This window comes from Paenibacillus sp. LRG-1, assembly GCF_057220305.1.
The window spans coordinates 4,250,382-4,270,343 of record NZ_CM170126.1 but is presented as its reverse complement, the minus strand read 5'-3'; the positions used below and the strand labels follow the sequence as shown (position 1 = coordinate 4,270,343).

At 43.9% G+C, this 19,962-nt stretch carries 18 protein-coding genes; 17 read left to right on the top strand and 1 reads right to left on the bottom strand.

Features of this window, described 5'->3' with window-relative positions; genetic code table 11:
• The first annotated feature begins 82 nt into the window (after window positions 1–82).
• From ACUUJN_RS18820 to ACUUJN_RS18810, 3 genes are all read left to right on the top strand, one after another.
• Entirely contained in the window at window positions 83–1,996 is a 1,914-nt protein-coding gene (locus tag ACUUJN_RS18820) for a beta-glucoside-specific PTS transporter subunit IIABC (RefSeq protein WP_028542282.1), read from the top strand.
• Window positions 1,997–2,027: 31 nt separating this feature from the next.
• Window positions 2,028–3,485: a glycoside hydrolase family 1 protein gene (locus tag ACUUJN_RS18815; RefSeq protein ID WP_254347574.1), complete on the top strand. Its 1,458-nt coding sequence runs from the start codon at window positions 2,028–2,030 to the stop codon at window positions 3,483–3,485.
• A gap of 275 nt (window positions 3,486–3,760) precedes the next feature.
• The gene (locus ACUUJN_RS18810) at window positions 3,761–4,597 is read left to right on the top strand and encodes a methyl-accepting chemotaxis protein (RefSeq protein ID WP_023989690.1); all 837 of its coding nucleotides are present in this window, start codon (window positions 3,761–3,763) and stop codon (window positions 4,595–4,597) included.
• An 87-nt stretch (window positions 4,598–4,684) separates the two neighbouring features.
• On the opposite strand, the gene ACUUJN_RS18805 is transcribed toward ACUUJN_RS18810, so the two are convergent.
• Window positions 4,685–5,179, bottom strand: coding sequence for a nuclear transport factor 2 family protein (locus ACUUJN_RS18805; RefSeq protein WP_028542284.1), 495 nt, complete (start codon window positions 5,177–5,179; stop codon window positions 4,685–4,687).
• A gap of 196 nt (window positions 5,180–5,375) precedes the next feature.
• On the opposite strand from ACUUJN_RS18805, the gene ACUUJN_RS18800 reads away from it, so the two are divergent.
• The 14 genes from ACUUJN_RS18800 to ACUUJN_RS18735 all read left to right on the top strand — a co-directional run bounded on the left by ACUUJN_RS18800 (window position 5,376) and on the right by ACUUJN_RS18735 (window position 19,882).
• Window positions 5,376–5,930, top strand: a complete 555-nt coding sequence (locus ACUUJN_RS18800) for a TetR/AcrR family transcriptional regulator C-terminal domain-containing protein (RefSeq protein WP_023989688.1) — start codon at window positions 5,376–5,378, stop codon at window positions 5,928–5,930.
• A 183-nt stretch (window positions 5,931–6,113) separates the two neighbouring features.
• A complete protein-coding gene (locus ACUUJN_RS18795) occupies window positions 6,114–6,920 on the top strand; it encodes an alpha/beta fold hydrolase (RefSeq protein ID WP_028542285.1) in 807 nt (268 codons plus the stop codon).
• A gap of 24 nt (window positions 6,921–6,944) precedes the next feature.
• A complete protein-coding gene (locus ACUUJN_RS18790) occupies window positions 6,945–7,928 on the top strand; it encodes a sensor domain-containing diguanylate cyclase (protein WP_023989685.1) in 984 nt (327 codons plus the stop codon).
• Between the two features lie 216 nt (window positions 7,929–8,144).
• Window positions 8,145–9,107: a helix-turn-helix domain-containing protein gene (locus ACUUJN_RS18785; RefSeq protein ID WP_028542287.1), complete on the top strand. Its 963-nt coding sequence runs from the start codon at window positions 8,145–8,147 to the stop codon at window positions 9,105–9,107.
• Between the two features lie 107 nt (window positions 9,108–9,214).
• The gene (locus tag ACUUJN_RS18780; RefSeq protein ID WP_484668807.1) at window positions 9,215–10,417 is read left to right on the top strand and encodes an MFS transporter; all 1,203 of its coding nucleotides are present in this window, start codon (window positions 9,215–9,217) and stop codon (window positions 10,415–10,417) included.
• 334 nt (window positions 10,418–10,751) lie between these two features.
• Window positions 10,752–11,078 carry a hypothetical protein gene (locus tag ACUUJN_RS18775; RefSeq protein ID WP_028542288.1) on the top strand — a complete coding sequence of 109 codons (327 nt, stop codon included), beginning with the start codon at window positions 10,752–10,754 and terminating at the stop codon, window positions 11,076–11,078.
• Window positions 11,079–11,099: 21 nt separating this feature from the next.
• Entirely contained in the window at window positions 11,100–11,501 is a 402-nt protein-coding gene (locus ACUUJN_RS18770) for a hypothetical protein (RefSeq protein WP_023989681.1), read from the top strand.
• Between the two features lie 405 nt (window positions 11,502–11,906).
• Entirely contained in the window at window positions 11,907–12,917 is a 1,011-nt protein-coding gene (locus tag ACUUJN_RS18765; protein ID WP_023989680.1) for an ABC transporter permease, read from the top strand.
• A gap of 34 nt (window positions 12,918–12,951) precedes the next feature.
• A complete protein-coding gene (locus ACUUJN_RS18760; RefSeq protein ID WP_028542289.1) occupies window positions 12,952–13,860 on the top strand; it encodes an ABC transporter permease in 909 nt (302 codons plus the stop codon).
• Between the two features lie 35 nt (window positions 13,861–13,895).
• Window positions 13,896–15,488: an ABC transporter substrate-binding protein gene (locus ACUUJN_RS18755; protein ID WP_023989678.1), complete on the top strand. Its 1,593-nt coding sequence runs from the start codon at window positions 13,896–13,898 to the stop codon at window positions 15,486–15,488.
• Between the two features lie 134 nt (window positions 15,489–15,622).
• Window positions 15,623–16,894, top strand: a complete 1,272-nt coding sequence (locus ACUUJN_RS18750; RefSeq protein ID WP_023989677.1) for a M20 family metallopeptidase — start codon at window positions 15,623–15,625, stop codon at window positions 16,892–16,894.
• Between the two features lie 13 nt (window positions 16,895–16,907).
• Window positions 16,908–17,843 (top strand): DUF1177 domain-containing protein, encoded by a 936-nt coding sequence (locus tag ACUUJN_RS18745; RefSeq protein WP_075154561.1) that lies wholly within the window; start codon window positions 16,908–16,910, stop codon window positions 17,841–17,843.
• Window positions 17,844–17,907: 64 nt separating this feature from the next.
• Entirely contained in the window at window positions 17,908–18,897 is a 990-nt protein-coding gene (locus tag ACUUJN_RS18740) for an ABC transporter ATP-binding protein (RefSeq protein ID WP_075155076.1), read from the top strand.
• Window positions 18,881–19,882 carry an ABC transporter ATP-binding protein gene (locus ACUUJN_RS18735; RefSeq protein WP_023989674.1) on the top strand — a complete coding sequence of 334 codons (1,002 nt, stop codon included), beginning with the start codon at window positions 18,881–18,883 and terminating at the stop codon, window positions 19,880–19,882. The genes ACUUJN_RS18740 and ACUUJN_RS18735 overlap by 17 nt, the downstream gene beginning before the upstream one ends.
• Window positions 19,883–19,962: the final 80 nt, after the last annotated feature.

Genomic DNA, 19,962 nt, shown 5'->3' with positions numbered 1-19,962 from the left:
TGCAGGCGAAACCAACCTAGATCGAATTTGATCTATTTTGGTTTTGCCTTTTTTTATAAATACAATTAAAGGGGAAGTTACAATGAAGTATGAGACATTAGCAAAAGACATCATCAGAAATGTCGGCGGCAAAGAAAATGTGAATAGTCTAACTCATTGTATTACACGCTTGCGCTTCAAATTAAAAGATGAAAGTAAAGCCAATACAGAGGTTTTGAAAAATATGGATGGTGTTGTCACTGTGGTAAAGAGTGGCGGGCAATACCAGGTTGTTATAGGTAACCATGTACCTGAGGTTTATGCTGATGTTACTGCTGTAGGTGGTTTTCAAACAGGAGATTCAGAAGAAGCATCAGGTGAAAAAATGAGTTTGTTCAATAGATTCATTGATACCATTTCAGGTGTATTTACACCCACGCTGGGTGTCTTAAGTGCCACAGGTATGATTAAGGGCTTCACCGCCTTATTTGTAGCTTTGGGCTGGCTGGCTACTACATCGGGTACCTATCAAATTCTCAATGCTTTAGGTGATTGTTTGTTTTACTTCTTTCCTATTTTCCTGGGGTATACGTCAGCTAAAAAATTCAATGCCAACATTTTTATAGGCATGGCTATAGGTGCATCGCTTGTGTACCCAACATTTAGCACGATAACAGCCTCGGGCAAACCACTATATACTCTATTTAGCGGTACTATATTTGAGTCACCGGTATATATCACCTTCTTAGGTATTCCGGTCATTCTGATGAGTTATGCGTCAACCGTTCTTCCGATTATCATATCCACCTATGTAGGCTCAAAAATAGAAAACTTCTTTAAAAAGGTAATCCCTAGCGTAGTGAGAACATTTTTGGTTCCGTTTTTCACATTGTTAGTTATTGTACCCTTAGCGTTGATTGTGATTGGACCTCTCTCGACTTGGGCAGGTCAACTGCTTGGCGCTGGAACCCTCTTTGTGTATAACCTAAGTCCGATTATTGAAGGTATGCTCATGGGCGCTTTCTGGCAAGTGTTTGTTATTTTTGGATTACACTGGGGACTTGTTCCTATCGCTATGAACAATTTAGCAGTGCTTAAATTCGATCCGATTCTTGCGGCTACACTGGGAGCTTCCTTTGCTCAGACGGGCGTCGTACTGGCGATTTTGTTTAAAACCAAAAATGTAAAACTGAGATCACTTTCCATTCCAGCTGTCATCTCCGGGATTTTTGGTGTGACAGAACCAGCAATATACGGGATTACATTACCACGTAAGAAACCATTTATTTTAAGCTGTATAGCATCCGCAGTAGGCGGCGGTATTATAGGAATGATGGGAACTAAAGGTTACATTATTGGTGGATTGGGTATTTTCGCTATCCCGAGCTATATCAGTCCGGCAGGAATAGACAACGGATTTTATGGGGCTGTTATCGGTATCCTGGTAAGCTTTGTATTAGGCTTCTTGCTTATGTTCTTTGGCGGATTTAAAGATGATGAAGTGAAAGAAGCAAAAAAGGAAGACAGTACACCAGGAGCGGCAAGAGGAGAAGTTTTAGTAAAACAAGAGACGGTGATGAGTCCATTAAAAGGTGAAGTGAAGTCTTTATCTGAAGTAACAGATGAAGCCTTTTCGACAGGTGCTCTGGGTAAAGGGATCGCCATTGAACCTTCTGAAGGTAAGGTCGTTTCACCTGTAGATGGTGTATTAACATCATTATTTTCGTCAGGTCATGCGATTGGAATTACAAGTGATCACGGTGTTGAGGTCCTCATCCATGTAGGCAAAGATACGGTCAAATTAAAAGGCAAACATTTTTATCCTAAAGTAAAACAGGGAGATGCTGTTAAAAAAGGCCAGCTGCTTATGGAGTTTGATATGGAAGCTATAAAAGAGGCTGGTTATGTTTTGACCACACCTGTTATCGTTGCCAATACTACGAATTACCTGGATGTCATTGAAACAGAGAAGAAGGCGATTGAGTATCAAGAAGATTTATTGACCGTCGTAGTCTAATCTTAATTAAATGTTGAGGAGGAATTAAACAATGAAAAATACAACTAAATTGGAATTTCCACAAGGATTTTTATGGGGAGGTGCAACGGCTGCCAACCAATTTGAAGGTGGATATAATGAAGAAGGTAAAGGCTTAAGCACTGCGGATGTGATTACGGCTGGAACGCATACGACTTCCCGAAGAATTACACCTATACTGGAAGAAGGAGTGAACTATCCGAGTCACGAGGCTATTGATTTTTTCCACCACTATCAAGAGGATATCCGCTTATTTGCAGAGATGGGATTCAAGGTCTTTAGAATGTCCATTGCGTGGTCAAGAATATTTCCTAACGGAGATGATGCAGAGCCGAATGAGCAAGGCTTGCAGTTCTATGATCGTGTATTCGCAGAATTGAAAAAGTATAATATTGAGCCTTTGGTTACAATCTCACATTATGAAGCACCGTTTCATTTGACCCAAAAATATAATGGTTGGTCAGATCGCAGAGTCGTAGATTTTTATGTGAGATATTGTGAAGTGCTTTTTAACAGATACAAAGATGTCGTGAAATACTGGTTAACCTTTAATGAAATCAATATTTTAACCTTGTCATTTGGCGCATTCATGGCTGGAGCTATGATGCCGGAGGGGAATGGAGAGCTTGCCCATGCTACAGTGAAGGATGAGCAGGTTTTGTATCAGGCGTTGCATCATCAATTTATTGCCAGTGCAAAGGCTGTAAAGCTGGGTCATGAAATCAATAAGGACTTTAAAATCGGTTGTATGATTGCTTATATGTGTTCCTACCCACTTACATGCCATCCTGATGATATTCTGCTAGCTCAACAAAAGGATAACTTAAGTAATTTCTTATGCTCAGATGTTCAAGTAAGAGGCGCTTATCCGGGATTTGCCAAACGCTATTTTAGAGATCATAACATTCAGATCAAAATGCAAGAAGAGGATGAGGACATCTTAAAGGAAGGCTGCGTAGATTTCTATACCTTCAGCTATTATTCCTCTACTTGTGTCAGCGCCGATCCCAACCAGGAGAAGGTGGGAGGAAATTTATCTATGGGCTTAAAGAATCCTCATTTGAAAGCAAGTGCCTGGGATTGGCAGATCGATCCACAGGGATTGAGATGGTCCCTCAATAACATTTACAACCGATACGAAATCCCGTTAATGGTTGTTGAAAATGGCCTTGGCGCCGTAGATACAGTGGAAGAAGACGGCTCCATTCACGATGATTACCGAATTGATTATCTAAAGCAACACATTGAGCAAATGAAAGAAGCGATTGCTGATGGAGTAGACTTAATAGGGTATACGCCTTGGGGATGTATTGATCTGGTAAGTGCGGGAACTGGTGAAATGAAAAAGCGTTATGGGTTTATATACGTAGATAAGGATAATGAAGGCAAAGGGACACTTGCCAGATCCAGAAAGAAGAGCTTCTATTGGTATAAGAATGTGATTGAAACCAATGGAGAGCAGTTGGATTAAATCTTAGCGCCTGTTTCATAAAAGTCATACCGTCAGCGCGTGCCAATTTTAATCGGTACGCGCTGCTTGTATTTATTATGAAATGAAAACAATACCTTAAATGGATATCCATCCCGGCCGTAAAAATGGATTCCCTTCAGGAAACTACGGAGATTGTTTATAGGTAGGGGCTCAACATCATCCATAGTATTTTTAAATTCACTAAACACATGGGATGAAAATGTCGAAATAGAAGATAGGACTTATATCAAAATATAAGGAAGTGGATACATATTATGAATCAAGTAGAAGCTGTTTTGACCGCCATGCCATTTATCAAAGAAGCTGCACGACAAGATGTTTCAATTTCCGTAATGGACAGGGAAAAATTTCTGTTCTTTCAGTCGGGTAAAAGCTTAGTTTATGACTTCAAAGCAGGCGATCCTCTTCCTGATGTACACAGAGACTTCAAAATGCTAGTAGGCGGTGAAAAGACCAGAGAGCGTTACGCTGCTGAAGTTTTCGGCATCGCTGCTGATTCTTACTTTCATCCGATTAAGAATGAACAGAATGAGATCGAGGCCGTAATGTGTATCACCTATAGTATGGATAATCAAGATCAACTGAAGAAGTTGATGACTCAAGCCGAGGATGTTACAAGCAAGCTAGTTGAAGGGATTCAGCATGTGGCGGCCCATTCGGAGGAGCTTAGTGCGACTGCCGAAGAAATTTTAAGCAATACTAAACAGGCGGTTGAGGACTCCGGTAACGTGACTGAGGTGGCCGGCTACATTAAGGAAATTTCAGAGCAGACGAACTTGCTTGGATTAAATGCAGCAATTGAAGCAGCCCGAGTGGGTGAGGCAGGAGCTGGTTTTGGGGTTGTGGCTACAGAAATCCGAAAAATGTCTACGGGCACCAAGGAAGCAACCGGACGGATTGAGCAGTCCTTGCAAGCCGTCAGACAATCGGTTTATAACATGGAACAAGAAATCACACAGATTGCGGTATCCTCCCAAGAGCAAGCCAAGCTTGTTACGGAATTTATGAATATTATTGATCAATTAAATGTAACCAACCACGGCTTGAGAGGGTTAGTAGAAAAAATCACGGATGATGTTGAAGCAGAATAAAGAATGAAAAAAAGTCTCGGTCTGTGAATTGTACATTCCGTATGGAAATGTAGATTACAGGCCGAGACTTTTTCTAATAGTAAATATTTACGAGTATTGTTGGTTTAACAGTGCAGTATCATAATACTCTTCGAAAGATTTGATTTTATTGTTTTCAAATTTAAAGATCTGGACATAGATCCCGTTGTATTTTATTTTTTTATTTTCTCCCCATGGTCCATTCGCTGTGATATCAATATGGCTGCGTGTTTTTGTCACAATCGTGTTAGGATTTTCTCCGACTATAAACTCATCGATGGTCCATTCGAATTTCCCTTTCATATCATTAAAAATGGGATTAAAGAAGCCTTTTACAGCATCCCAGCCTTCTTGAACAGAATTGTGCAAAACTGCCACATCATCAGTGGTAAATGGGGTAATTACAGCCGGATTATCTTCAACCCACAAAGAATAAAATTTGTCCGTATCTCCTAAATATAAAGAAAAAAAGTCTACAATGACATCCATGTTCTTTTTAGCAACTTCATTCTCGCTGTTGAATGAAGCATTAATAGTTACATTTTTAATCTTTTTGGGATTCATGCTGTTATTCTCCTTTATAAAAAAGATTTTGAACCATTACCTTTTCATTTGGTAGATGGCTGTCCAGCTTCTATTTACATCATTAGTATAAAATATAGGCAATTAAATAATAATAGACTGATTTTTAAGAGTGTTAAAAATGTAGACAAATGCTTCATAGTGTACAAATGTAAAATAAAATTTTGTGAGGGCTAACATGATTCGAAAAACAACTCCTAAGGAACTTCTTGCTGAATCTTTGATAGACTTAGCCAAAATACATCCAATCCAGTCCATCACCGTAACGGATATTACTGACAATTGTCAGGTTAGCAGACAGATGTTTTATTATCATTTTTCCAGTAAATATGACCTGATCTCATGGATATATAGTGATAAGGCAGATAAAATTATTGAACAATATATAGAAAAAGAGCCTTGGGGACGTGTTGCCGGGAGAATTGTTGAGTTTATTAAAGAGGATTACATCTATTTTAAAAAGGCTTTTGACGACAATACGCACTTGTCTTTTTATAATAATATTTTTAACTATACGGTTGAATGCCACACTAATTATATTCTTAAGAAAACAAATAGGACTTCGTTGCCTCCCGACATCCTTTTTGCTATAAGATTTAACGCTTATGGAGGAGTGAATGTGACTAAGGACTGGCTTGAGAACGGCATGAAGGAATCTCCAGAGCAATTAGGCGAATTAATATTCTCTGCGATGCCCTTGCCTATAAAAAAATATTTTCATTTAGATGAATAAATGCCGCGGAGAGGATACAGATATGAATTTGAATGAGTTAAATGAACAGAGTTACTCCGAACTAGAAGAATATTGGGTACATGTATTTCTGAATGAGATTCATTATCCATAATCAAATCTTTTCCGATATAATAATGAAAAGAAGCTGATAGAACAGATACTACCTCAGAGAGGTGATTTATAATGACCGTTGACATCCTCGTACGTAATAATGTAAAAGTGCTGGGCTCAGGCAGCCAAACGATCGTATTTGCTCATGGCTTTGGATGCGATCAGGATATGTGGCGTTATATCGTCCCTAGCTTTATCGACAACTACCAAATCGTCTTATTTGATTACGTAGGTTCCGGAGAATCTCAAATTAAGTACTATGATTCAGAAAAATACAGCGACTTACAAGGGTATGCCCAAGATGTGCTAGATATTATGGAAGCGCTAGAATTAAGAAATGTCATATTCGTCGGACACTCTGTTAGTAGTATGATCGGAATGCTTGCTTCTATCCGCAATCCCCAATATTTTGAGCGCATCGTCATGCTCGGTCCCTCTCCTCGTTATGTGAATGACCTCCCCTATTATTATGGAGGCTTCGATAAGAGTGACATCGATGAATTGCTTGATATGATGCAAATGAACTTCATTGGCTGGGCTAGTTACCTGGCACCCATTGTTATGCAGAATCCTGAACGACAGGAATTAACCGAAGAGTTGGAGAAAACCTTTTGCTCAAGAGACCCTCATATTGCACGACAATTTGCGGAAGTGACTTTTTTTTCGGATTGCCGTGTCGATCTCCAGCATGCTTCGATTCCTACACTGATTCTCCAGTGCTCGGACGATAGCATTGCTCCGATTGAAGTAGGGAATTATTTACATACTCATCTTAAAAACAGCAGGCTTCAACAGATGAGGGCAAAGGGGCATTATCCTCACTTAAGTCAACCTGGAGAAACAAGCGATCTGATTAAAGAGTATTTAGCCAGTGTGTAATATCAGGAGAAAGGCAGTCATGAAATGGATATTCAATTAGATAAAGCTCCCTGTGGATATTTCTCAATCTCGGATTCTGGCTTCATTCAATCGGTGAATCAAACTTTATTGGATATGCTGCTTTATGACCGTAATGAATTGCTCGGACGGCCGATTGAATCCACAATGTCTGTTACCAACAAGCTATTTTTTCATACTTATTTTTATCCCTATATTCAGTTGTACGGGCATGTCGATGAGATGTACTTCTCGTTTAGGACAAGTGATCGACAGGATGTGCCTGTACTTCTAAACGGGGTGCGCCAGGAACGCAACGGAGAAACTGTTATTGATTGTGTAGTGCTTATGATGCGTAAGCGAATTGAACATGAGAGAGATATTCTGCAGACCAAAACCAAGCTTCAGGAATTATATCAGGCTACGAATGAAGCGAACCAGAAGCTTGAACGGTTGCACGAAGAATATGAAATCAAACAGCAGGAGCTAGAAAGGATTAATCTCCAGCTTGAAACGATGGCATCAACGGACCCGTTAACCGGTCTTAAAAATAGAAGGTATTTCCAAGATCAATTACTAGCTAGCCTCGCGTCCTTTCGTGAGAGTGGAATATCTTTTTCGCTGCTGATCATTGATATTGATCGTTTCAAAAGTATTAACGATACTTATGGTCATCCAGTGGGCGACCTAGTGCTTACGAATCTGGCAGAATTACTGCAATCCATGTCACGGGATAGGGACATTGTCGCTCGGTATGGCGGCGAGGAGTTCGTAATTATTCTTCCGGGCAACGATCAAGAAGAAGCTATTCTTACAGCGGAAAGATACCGCTCCACGACGGCCTCGATGGATTGGGGAGAATATGCTGTTACTGTGAGTATTGGTGTGGCAACGGTTACGCAAGAGGATACGGAACAAACGATTGTTCATCAAGCGGATTTGGCTCTGTATGCTTCCAAAAGTGGCGGGAGAAATCGGGTCACTCATTCAGCAAATCTTGTAAAGAGTTAGATAAAGTCTTAATAAAGGGAATTAAGAGCTGACACGCCTTAGAGCTAATTAGCCGAGCCTGCCTCTTACGGCGGGCTTTTTATTATAAAAGCCCCGGAATGTCTCCACAGCTTACTCCAATAGGTCTGGTCAAACCATACAAATTCAGCTACTATTATTGATAACGATTCTCATTCGAAGTATCAGGATGAATGAAAACATTTGAGGTGGACGCTTGTGAATTCAAATTCGTTATCATTAATATATCAGCATTATTTGGAAAAGACCCCGTTCAGACAACAGAACGAGCATACGTATATGATTTTACCGGAAGCGGGCCATGGACATATCTACCGAGTTACAACTTATAGTGGAATTGAGATCGTGTATTCGCATATTCAATATCACGAGCCGTATCCGACCAACTTTGCTTCCAGTGGACAAATGATTGAGCTCCAATTTGCGCTTTCGGGTCAACGTCATGTGAATGTGGCTGGGTTGGATTATACACTCCCGATGGGACAGGGGGCACTTATTTTTTTACAGGATTTTAAAGCTTGCTTTCATCCTCCGGTTAACGAACAATACAAATCATTTGCACTTGGCATTCCGATTTCGTTGTTTAATTATGCGGCTTCACAGTTAGCGGCTCGTCGGCAGGTAGCTATTGAATTTAATCAAATTCTTAAGGGAGCTGCATTCCATCACTTTAGTTTTGAACTGGATCACAGAAGTATAGTGATGATTGAACATTTGATCAAAGACTTGAAAAGTGTGCATAAATCGCCTTTGTTAATGGAAGCAGCAGCACTTGAGATTTTAAATCGATTTATGATTCAATTATTTGATTTAACACCTATGCCCGAAGGTTTGTCTAAAGAAGATGTTAGAAAGCTGCATATGGCTCGGGAGATACTTGAGTTCAGCATGATTGATCCACCCTCACTGATCACATTATCCAAAAAGGTTGGATTAAACGATTTTAAATTAAAAAAAGGATTCAAAGCCTGCTTTGGAACTACTGTATTTGAATATTTGCGCCAAATTCGTCTTGATTATGCGATGAAGCTGCTCCGAAGCCAAGAAAGCAATGTGACTGAAGCTGCGATGGCTGTAGGATATAGCAATGTGAGTGCATTTTCAGAGCAATTTTTCCGGGAATACGGAGTGAAGCCATCATCCTTAAAGAAGGTATTTTAAAATAAAATCCGTTTAACCGTAGAATAATCCGTATATAGGCAGTAGAGTGGTGCTGTGACTCGTATACTTCTGCATAGAGAGAATCTATAACAGAGGAGTGTGCGAGGATGAACAGAATAAAAGGGAGCATCTTTTTCAGTGTATTTGTGGCTATGCTAGGGCTCATGCTCATTGCTCCAATTATGCCGCCCCTTATTCGTGAGTTGGGATTAAGAGAAAGTCATTCTGGGTTAATTATATCGCTTGGCTCCATAACGATGGCCTTAATGGCCCCAATATGGGGAAATCTGAGTGATGCAAAGGGACGCAAGCCTGTGATTCTGCTTGGATTCATAGGGATGTGTGTAAGCTGCTTGCTGTTTACGCTTACTCTTTTTGCAGGATTAAAAGGTTGGCTCAGCGGTGGGCTGCTGTTAGTCCTGTTAATTGTTACACGCGGTTTGATCGGCGGGTTTATCCCGGCGGTATTGTCATCCTCCCAAGCTTATATGGGAGATGTGACCGAGGGAGAAGATCGAGGCAGTGGGATGGCGATCATTAGCGCAGCCAATGGACTTGGATTAGTATTTGGTCCTGCTATTGCAGGTGCCTTTACTTTAATAGGCTTGCTGTGGCCTCTATATTTTGGGATTGTAATTGCTGCTGTAGCATTTGTAGTGGCCTTGCTGGCAATTCCGTCTGCCAAGCCCGTTATTCAGCAAAAGCCAGCTCGGATTAACCCGTTTCAACCCGGTCTACGAATGTATTTGTTTGCAGGTTTGGTTACGATGATTAGTATTGTGACCATCCAGGTTATAGGCGGATTTTATTTTCAAGATCAACTAGGCCTTTCATCCGAAGAAACAGCAAGAGTGGTTTCCTTTGGACTTATGTTTTCCGGTGCAGCCATGTTGATTGTACAGATCGTTCAGATGAAATGGCTTAAATGGCAACCCAAGCCGATGATTTTGCTCGGTTCTCTGTTCCTTATTGCCGGTATGCTGATATTCCTCATGTCAGCCAGCATGGTTGTTTACTATTTAGCGTTCTTTATGTTTGGTATAGGTACAGGCTTGCTTATGCCTGGATTTATGGCTGGGGCTTCTCTTTCTGTTAGTAAAGAACAGCAAGGGGGAGCCGCTGGTCTGGTGGCCACTGTCCAAGGGATTTCTGCAATTATTGCTCCTATTTTGACAACGACGCTATATCGGGTGGACAAATATATTCCTCTTGCTCTTATAGCAGCTCTAGTAGCTGTTATGGCCATCATTATGTTGGGGGTAAGAAAGAGAAAAGGGAATAGTGAGCTGGTATCTCAGAGGACCAAATAAATAAAAGAATTGTTTGATGAACCCATAGGCTTCCGTGCTATATTCACGAGAAGCCTATTTTGTTTGCTGGTTTGAATGATAGTCAAAAGGTCTCAATTTGCTAATTCATAAACTACATAGTTTAGATATCTATTATAATAAGTTTTAAGAAAATTCAGGGAAAGCAGAAGGAAAGTGGGAGGCTCATGGAAATCCAGCAAAAGTGGGTGGTTTTAAACAAAAAAGTACCTCTTATATGCGGACTACGACTGAACTCCTGAGGTGAATGAGAAGGTGAAATCCGATTTAGGGGGGGGATAGTTAAGGAGGAGTTCATAAAATTGGAGGGATGCAGATGGGTTGGGAGTATGGAATTAAAGTCGCAGATGTTAAAGATATTCAAGTGCTAATGGATCGTTTAGCTGAAGCATTGCCTAGGATTGATGGATATCGGATGCAAAGGGATGAGGATGGCTTTGTCCTGCTTCAAAATGATCCCGATTGGCCTGAGGCGCTCCAAGTTTCAGTGGAAGAGGCAAGGAATATTGAAGGGTTAAAAGACGGTGAACCTTATATCTATTGTCTATTTCATATTGGTGGCGAAGATGCGGTGAAGTGGAGGGAAGGAATGTACAGGGTGCTGGAAGAAGAGGAGCGTGCTGCGGAATGGTTCGATCTGTAGCCGAAGAAAGGAGTGGTGAGATTGAGTAAGAAGGACAAAAAAGAGATTCAGACACTAATCTATCGCTATAGTGGTCCACGAGCCAATATTGGATATACTTTTGAACCGCTGCGTTATGGGGATACGGATGAACCAAAGCTGGAGGAGATAATCTTTATCTACGCAGATGACTTTGATATCGTGTTGTCTGCGTTAAAGTCCAAATATCCACTTGACGATCCTGATACGGGGGAAACGTATGAGGCTTTTGATCCCTGTTGGGATAATCCGATTCCGGAGTCGATATGGCATGAGATATTAACAGAATTGGATGCTTGGCCTGCCAAGGAGCCGGAATTGCGCATATTTATCGATTCCTTTATAGCTTGGGTCAGAGCACACCTGAAGCGAGCAAATGGTATTATCGTGACTGGAAATCTATAGAGAAAGACAAAGCAATACGTATTTTCGCTACCCCTCGCTTCAAGGTGCGACCGGACAGCAAGCTGCTGAGTCGAACACCTCGTTCTTTGCAGTGCTCGCGATTATTTCTCCTTTCCTGATCGGCCTAATACTACAATCTATATATAAAAAACAAGCGATTTCCTTTTGAAAGGGGACCGCTTGTTTTTGCATCATGCTGATTTTGATTTCTATATTCGAATAAAACACGACATTTAAATAACATGGTGAGTAACTTTAGTGCGCAAACGACAAAATTCGTCATTATTTTTAGTTGTTCAGGACGTGGAAACCGTTCTTGTTCCTTAGTACAATGAATAAAAATAACAAGTGATGAAAAGAAAAGTGACAAAGACACGAGGAATTACGGATAAGGGGGGACAGGCTGTGGCCGTATACACACTACGTAGATTGATACAAATGATTCCGGCACTGCTTGGTATTGTCGTCATTACATTCATGATCTCAAGAGTGCTTCCGGGTGATCCTGCCGTGATGCTTGCGGGGGAACAGGCTACACCCGAGACGATTGAAAATATTCGAAGCAGCATGGGACTGGATCAACCGAAGTACATTCAATTTTTTCATTATGTAGTTGGATTGTTCCAAGGTGATCTGGGTCAGGCTTATCACACTGGACAGTCAGTGGCAAGCGACTTTGCTACCCGGTTTCCAGCAACCATCGAGTTGGCGCTGGCAAGCTTGGTTATTGCGATTCTAGTGGCAATCCCAATCGGCATCCTGGCAGCAACCCGTAAAGAATCGATTGTTGATCACATTTCACGTGTGTTTTCCTTGATCGGTGCATGTATGCCCATTTTCTGGATTGGCCTGTTATTCATTTATATCTTCTATGCTAAATGGGGCATCGCTCCTGCGCCCATGGGTCGAATTAGCGGTGACATCAATCCGCCGACGCACGTTACGGGACTTTATGTACTCGATAGTTTGATGACCGGTGATTTTGTAGCTTTAAAAAGCAGTTTATCCCATTTGGTTCTGCCAGCAGTCTGTCTCAGTACAGGCACTATGGCGATTGTGGCACGGATGATGCGTTCCAGCATGCTGGAAGTGATCGGTCAGGATTTTGTTCGCACAGCCAGAGCCAAAGGTCTGCGCGAAGGAATTGTTATTTATAAGCACGCACTCATTAACGCCTTTATTCCAACACTTACCGTACTTGGTTTGCAGGTCGGTTACCTGATTGGTGGAGCGGTTATTACCGAAACCATTTTTACCTGGCCAGGAGTGGGCAGCTATGTGACGGACTCCATTTTGGCGGCTGACTACGCACCGATTCAAGCATTTACCCTCGTAAGTGCGCTGATTTACAGCTTTATCAATCTTGGAGTCGACTTGGTTTACGGATTGATTGATCCACGTATCCGGTACGAATAATGAACGAAGCACAAAAGTAGGGGGAGGTACTCGGATGAGCACTGCAAGTGATTTGGTGGCAAAAGCGGCTGTACCTCAGCCCAATGCAGCCGCTATACCGAAACGCAAGACCTTTTGGCGATTACTGTTTGGCAATAAACTCGCTTTAATCGGATTTATCTTTATCGTTGGCTGGACGCTCATTGCCATCCTCTCATCATGGATCGTTCCACATGATCCTTATGTAACCGACCCGGCGAACAAGCTGCTGCCGCCAAGTGCAGAACATTGGTTTGGGACCGATAATTACGGACGTGACATTCTCAGCCGTGTCATTTACGGAGCCAGAATCAGCATATGGACCGGGATGATTGCCGTGTCGATCTCATTTATCATCGGCGTACCGCTTGGAGCCATCGCAGGTTTCTATGGCGGTCGAATGGGCAGCATTATTATGCGCTGTATGGATATTCTGTTGGCTTTCCCGTCGCTGGTACTCGCCATGGCCATTGCTGCAGCGATGGGACCAGGACTGATGAGTGCACTCATCGCCGTGGGCATTGTAGGCATACCCGAATTCGCCAGACTGATTCACGGACAAACCATCTCTCTCCGGGAAAAGGAGTTTGTTGAGGCCAGCCGGGCAATTGGTGTAACGAACGGAACGATCCTGTTTCGCCACATCTTGCCTAATGCACTTGCCCCACTGCTTGTGAATGCAACGCTCGGAATGGGCTTCGCCATCCTCACCTCAGCCAGTCTCAGCTTCCTGGGGCTCGGTGTGAAACCCCCGATTGCTGAATGGGGTGCAATGATTTCAGAAGGGCGAGCGTATATCATTTCCGGTGAGTGGTGGATTGTAACCTTCCCAGGTCTTGGAATTGCGACAGCTATTTTGGGCTTCAATTTGCTTGGAGACGGTTTGCGGGATGTTCTTGATCCTAGACTGCGCTCTAGCAAATAAAAATAAATAGATCATTAAAGGGGAGAACGTAAGCCATGTTGAAAAAAAGTCTTTCTCTAATTGTCGTCTTGTCTACGTTGCTATGGACGGCAGGCTGTGCGAGCAATGCTAACAGCCCGTCCGCTTCATCTGGAGAGAAAGGCGCAGATGCCCCATCCCCACCAAAGACGATTACACTTGCTTACTCGGAGGGAGGGTCAACCATGGACCCTGCTGAAGCAAGTGATCTTACATCGGACACCCTTGTGCTTGCGCTCTATGATCAGCTTGTGACCTACGGCAAAAAGTCTACGGATAGCGGTGAAGTGGCAGATACGGAAGCAATTAAGCCCATGCTGGCTGAAAAATGGGATGTGTCCGCTGATAACATGACTTATACGCTCCATCTGCGTAAAGACGTTAAATTCCAAAGCGGCAACCCGCTGACCGCCAATTCTGTGTTGTATTCCTTTGAGCGGCTTAAAAATTCCGATTCCGGTAGCTTCCTGTATGGTATGAGCTCCATTAAAACCGCTACAGCGCCTGATGAGCACACCGTTGTCGTTACATTGTCCCAACCCAATCATATGTTTCTGCAAATCCTGTCATTGTACAACTTCTCTATTGTGGATGATGTGCTTGTCAAAGAAAATGGCGATGGCGACTATTTGAAAACACATGCGGCAGGTTCAGGTCCGTTCAAGCTTGAAAAATGGGACCCTGCGACAGAAGCTGTCTTTAATGCTAATGCCAGCTACTGGCAAGGAGCGCCAAATCTGAGCAAAGTAACGATGAAGTTTACCAAGGAAGCTTCCAACCGTGTACTTCTGCTAGATAAAGGCGATGTGGACATGGCGATTGAAATTCCTGCAAAGGACGTTTCGAAGCTGGAAACCAACGCTGATCTGAAGGTTCAATCCAATGCAAGTAACCGGATTCTGTATTTCGCCATGAATAACAAAGTCAAACCTTTTAATGATCCAAAAGTGCGTCAAGCCATTGCTTATGCTATTCCTTACGACCAATTAATCGACGATGTCATGTACGGTCAAGCAAAGCAAATGAAGAGTTCTGTAGCGAGTAACACGCCTGGCTACACCGATGCGGGCTACAGCTACAAGCACGACTTGGACAAAGCAAAACAGCTGCTTACAGAAGCGGGTTATCCTAATGGGTTTAATTTTGATCTGACACTGGGTTCCGGCTTCCAGGACTGGGCAGATGATGCTGTATTGATTCAAGCTGAACTTGCCAAGATTGGCGTAAAGATGAATGTTGTCAATGTTGCCCGTGCACAGTTCCTTGAACAGCAACGAGAAGGCAACCTGACAGCATACATTTCCAAATGGACTTCCTTCGTCAACGACCCTGGTTACCATCTCGGGTTCCTGATGTACAGCGGCGGTTCTTCGAATTATATGCATTATGCTAATGCAGAAGTGGATAAGCTTTGGGAACAAGCAGGCAAAGAGCAAGATGAAAATAAACGTAAAGAGCTGTATGGCAAAGCACAAGAGCTTATAAATCAAGATTCGCCATGGGCGTACCTGTATGAATACAATCGGGTTGTTGGCATGAGCAAAGACGTCACTGGATATGTTTACTACCCAGATGAGGTTATCCGATTCTATTCATTGAATAAAGAGTAAGTTGTGATCTTACCTTATGCCTTCGGTTTTTACAGCCGAAGGCTATCATTTTACACCTGAAGTATGAAGCTGATCCCGATGGATCGTAAAAAATTTAGTTGGCTAAATGAAAAACGTGAAGGGATTGAATGGAAATGACAGATTGGAAAACGTTAGTTCTTGATGAAATAGATAAACGGCAGGACGAATTGCTTGAGCTATGCTCGCGGTTGATTCAGTTTCCTTCGGAAAATCCTCCAGGTGATTCACGCGAAATTAGTCAGTTCATTATGGACTATCTTAAAGAAGCAGGTATAGAAACAACGGTGCATGAATCCGGGCCGAATATGTGGAATCTCATTTCTGATTATGGCGCTGAAACGGCGGACGGAAAAAAATTGATTTTCTGTGGGCATACAGACGTTGTGCCGGCAGGGGACCGTACTCGTTGGGATTTTGATCCGTTTTGTGGTGAGATACGTGATGGCTATCTCCTGGGTCGCGGTGCTTCGGACATGAAAGCAGGACTGGGCGGATTAATATTTACCGTTGCGCTGTTCTCCAAACTAGGCGTACCACTCGAAGGTGCGTTGTCGTTGCTTGTAGTTCCAGACGAGGAAACTGGGGGACATCTCGGAGTACCTTGGGTGCTGGAAAGAAAGCTGATTGAAGGAACAGCTGCTGTGATCGCAGAGCCTTCAGGCCCGCAAAACCCGACCATCGGGCAAAAAGGAAGCTGCTGGTTTGAATTTACCGTTGAAGGCACACCGGGTCATGGCAGTTTGCAGCCGATTGCAGGTGAAAGTGCTATTTTGAAGGCAGCAAAAGGGATTGAAGCGCTGCAACAACTGTGGGACATCAAGCCGGACATCCCGGAAGAAGTCAAAGAGATCATTGAAATTTCCAAGCGTTATGCAAGTGAACGGGAGAACCCAAGCTATGGACAAGCGTTTGATCATGTAACAGTGAACATTGGTACGATTCAGGGAGGCACCAAAGTCAATGTGGTTGCAGACCGTTGCACAGTGCAAGTGGATTCCCGTGTTCCATTTGGCGTAGACCACCGGGATGTACTGGCCAAAGCCAAAGAATTGCTTGCAAGTGTAGGCATTGACGCGGAACCCAAACAATTCGGATTTTATGGTAATGCCAACTGGACCCCTCCAACCGAGCCGATTGTACAGGAGCTTGTGGAATCTATCGCTGAGGTCAGCGGTAAAGAGGCCTATGGCGTACTGCAATGGGCAACCAGCGACGCACGTGCATTCCGCAAATACAATATCCCGGTATTGCAATACGGTCCTGCCGAACTGTCGACCATTCACAATTTTAATGAAAAAGCTCCGGTATGGCAGATCATTCAATCTGCGAAAGTATACGCCTTGACGGCGCTTAAATATCTGAAAACAACACAAAAAGAAGCATAAGGGGATCTGCCGTATGATGAAACAAGTTTTTGAAGTCTATGACCTTTTGGATAGTCCGTTTGCCAGCGGGGCAGAAGTCAAAGCTTATTTGGAACAACTGGGTCAAGCGGAGATTACGGTCTCCACCGTGAAAGGTGAAAAGGGCTCTACGGATTTTATTAAAATTGTCATTGCCGGTAAAACGGGTCGCATTCAGGGGGGCGATTCTCCAACCTTGGGTGTAGTAGGGCGACTTGGTGGACTTGGAGCACGACCGGAAATGATCGGATTTGTATCCGATGGTGACGGTGCGGCAGCGGCAATTTCGGCGGCGGCTAAACTTCTGAGCATGCAGTCCAAAGGAGATGTGCTTGACGGAGATGTGATCCTCTGTACACATATTTGTCCAGATGCACCCACTCAGCCCCATGATCCGGTTCCATTTATGGATTCACCCGTAGATATTTTGACGATGAACAAATATGAAGTGACACCCGAAATGGAAGCGATCCTATCCATTGATACGACCAAAGGGAATCGGGTCATTAACCATAAAGGTATTGCCATTTCCCCGACGGTACGTCAAGGCTATGTGCTACGAATTAGTGAAGACCTCGTCGATATTGTTCAGACCGTTACTGGCGAACCGTGTGTCACGTTTGCTGTAACTACGCAGGACATCACACCTTATGGTAACGACCTGTATCACATCAACAGCATTTTGCAGCCAGCGGTGGCAACTTCCGCTCCAGTGGTTGGTGTAGCCATCACGGCCGCTGCTCCTGTCCCAGGCAGTGCAACGGGGGCCAGCCACGAAAGCGATATTGCGCTGGCGGCCAAATTGGCTGTAGAAACAGCCAAAGCTTATGGACGTGGGCAATGCTCTTTTCATTCGGAAAAGGAGTTTCAACATATTACTAAATTGTACGGTACTATGAAGCATCTACAAACGATGGGCAAGTCTGAATAAGCTTTATTCCCTAAGTTAAAAAGAACATGAAGGTTCAATGATGGACAAGGAGGAGGAAGAGGGCATGGCACAACTGCTTGAAGTAACCAACCTCCGGACGGAGTTCAAGACTGCGGCTGGCACCATTCGGGCTGTGGATGGCGTCGATCTATCGGTTGGCAAAGGCGAAACACTCGGAATCGTTGGAGAATCCGGGTGCGGCAAGAGCATTACCTCCCTTTCCATTATGCAGCTCCTCCCCAAGGGACTTGGGAAAGTAGCCGCTGGTGAAGTACGGTTTAACGGTGAAAACATGCTGGATTTTTCGGAGCGGAAAATGCGCTCGATTCGTGGCAACGAGATGGCCATGATTTTTCAGGAGCCGATGACTTCGCTAAATCCTGTGTTCAAAATCGGCAAGCAAATTGCGGAGTCTGCCCGATACCACCACGGTGTAAGCAAACACAAAGCGAAAGACATGGCTGTGGACATGCTGACGAAAGTGGGAATTCCACGTCCAGAAAAAGTAGCCGCTTCTTATCCGCATGAACTCTCGGGCGGGATGCGCCAACGGGTGATGATTGCGATGGCGATGGTGTGCAATCCGAAGCTGCTGATCGCCGATGAACCGACAACGGCACTAGATGTAACCATTCAAGCACAGATTCTTGACTTGATGCGTGAGCTGCAGAAGTCCGAAGGAACTTCCATTCTGATGATTACCCATGACCTTGGTGTCGTTGCTGAAATGTGCGATCGGGTCGTGATTATGTACGCCGGACAAGTGGTAGAAGAAACCGATGTAAAAACGCTTTTTAAAGATCCCAAGCATCCGTATACACAAAGTTTGCTAGCCTCACTGCCACAATTAAACAGTGATCAGGAGCGTCTGGCTTCCATTCCGGGCCAGGTTCCCAACCCACTTGATATGCCACAAGGCTGCCGCTTTGCACCACGTTGTCAGTATGCCAAGGAAATTTGCCGTGCAGAGGCCCCGGAGCTTACAGAAGTGGAACCCGGACACAAAAGCCGCTGCTTGCTACAGCAGGAGGGATATCATGAGTACACTGCTTGAAATACGTAATTTGAAAAAACACTACCCGATCAAAAAAGGACTTTTTTCCAAACAAGTGGGAGCAGTCAAAGCGGTGGATGGTATTAACCTGACTGTACAGCAGGGTGAAACCCTGGCAATCGTGGGAGAATCCGGCTGCGGCAAATCCACAACTGGACGGGCAATTCTCAGATTGATCGAACCGACGGATGGAGAGATTCTGTTTAACGGCACGGATATACGTAAGCTAAACACAGAGCAGCTGCGCAAATTCAGAACGGATATGCAGATGGTGTTTCAAGATCCGTTTGCTTCGCTTGATCCCAGATGGACGGTACAGCAGGTGCTGGAAGAACCGCTCATCACGCATGAAAAGCTAAGCAAAACGCAGCTCAAAGAGCGGGTGGAAGAGCTGCTCGAAGTGGTCGGATTGTCTCCTTATCATGCACATCGTTATCCGCATGAGTTCTCGGGTGGTCAACGCCAGCGGATCGGGATCGCACGGGCACTGGCGCTTCATCCCAAATTTATCGTGTGTGACGAGCCAGTCTCGGCCCTCGATGTGTCGATTCAGGCGCAAGTGCTCAATCTGATGAAGGACCTGCAAAAACAATATGACCTGACGTATATGTTCATTTCCCATGATCTGTCGGTCGTCAAATTTATCAGCGACCGCGTGGGTGTGATGTACCTGGGCAAGCTGGTCGAACTCGCACCGACCCAAGAAGTGTTCAGAGAGCCGCTGCATCCGTATACAAAGGCGCTAATGTCTGCGGTACCTGTAGCTGATCCGGAAGCGGAGCGTGATCGGATTGTACTTAAAGGGGATGTGCCCAGTCCAGAAAATCCGCCAAGTGGTTGTGCGTTTCATAATCGCTGCCCGGCAGCCATGGAGATATGCAGCAAAGTACAGCCCATCTTTGCCGAAGCTGCACCAGGGCGACAGGTAGCCTGTCACTTGTATCCAGCTTCCACGCCGGAACAAGCGATAGCCGGACGAGCATAAGCCAACTGAAAAAGAATAGATAGACCTTCTAGCAAGAATCAAGCCTGAATCCTTCTCTAACGGATTCGGGCTTTTTTAAG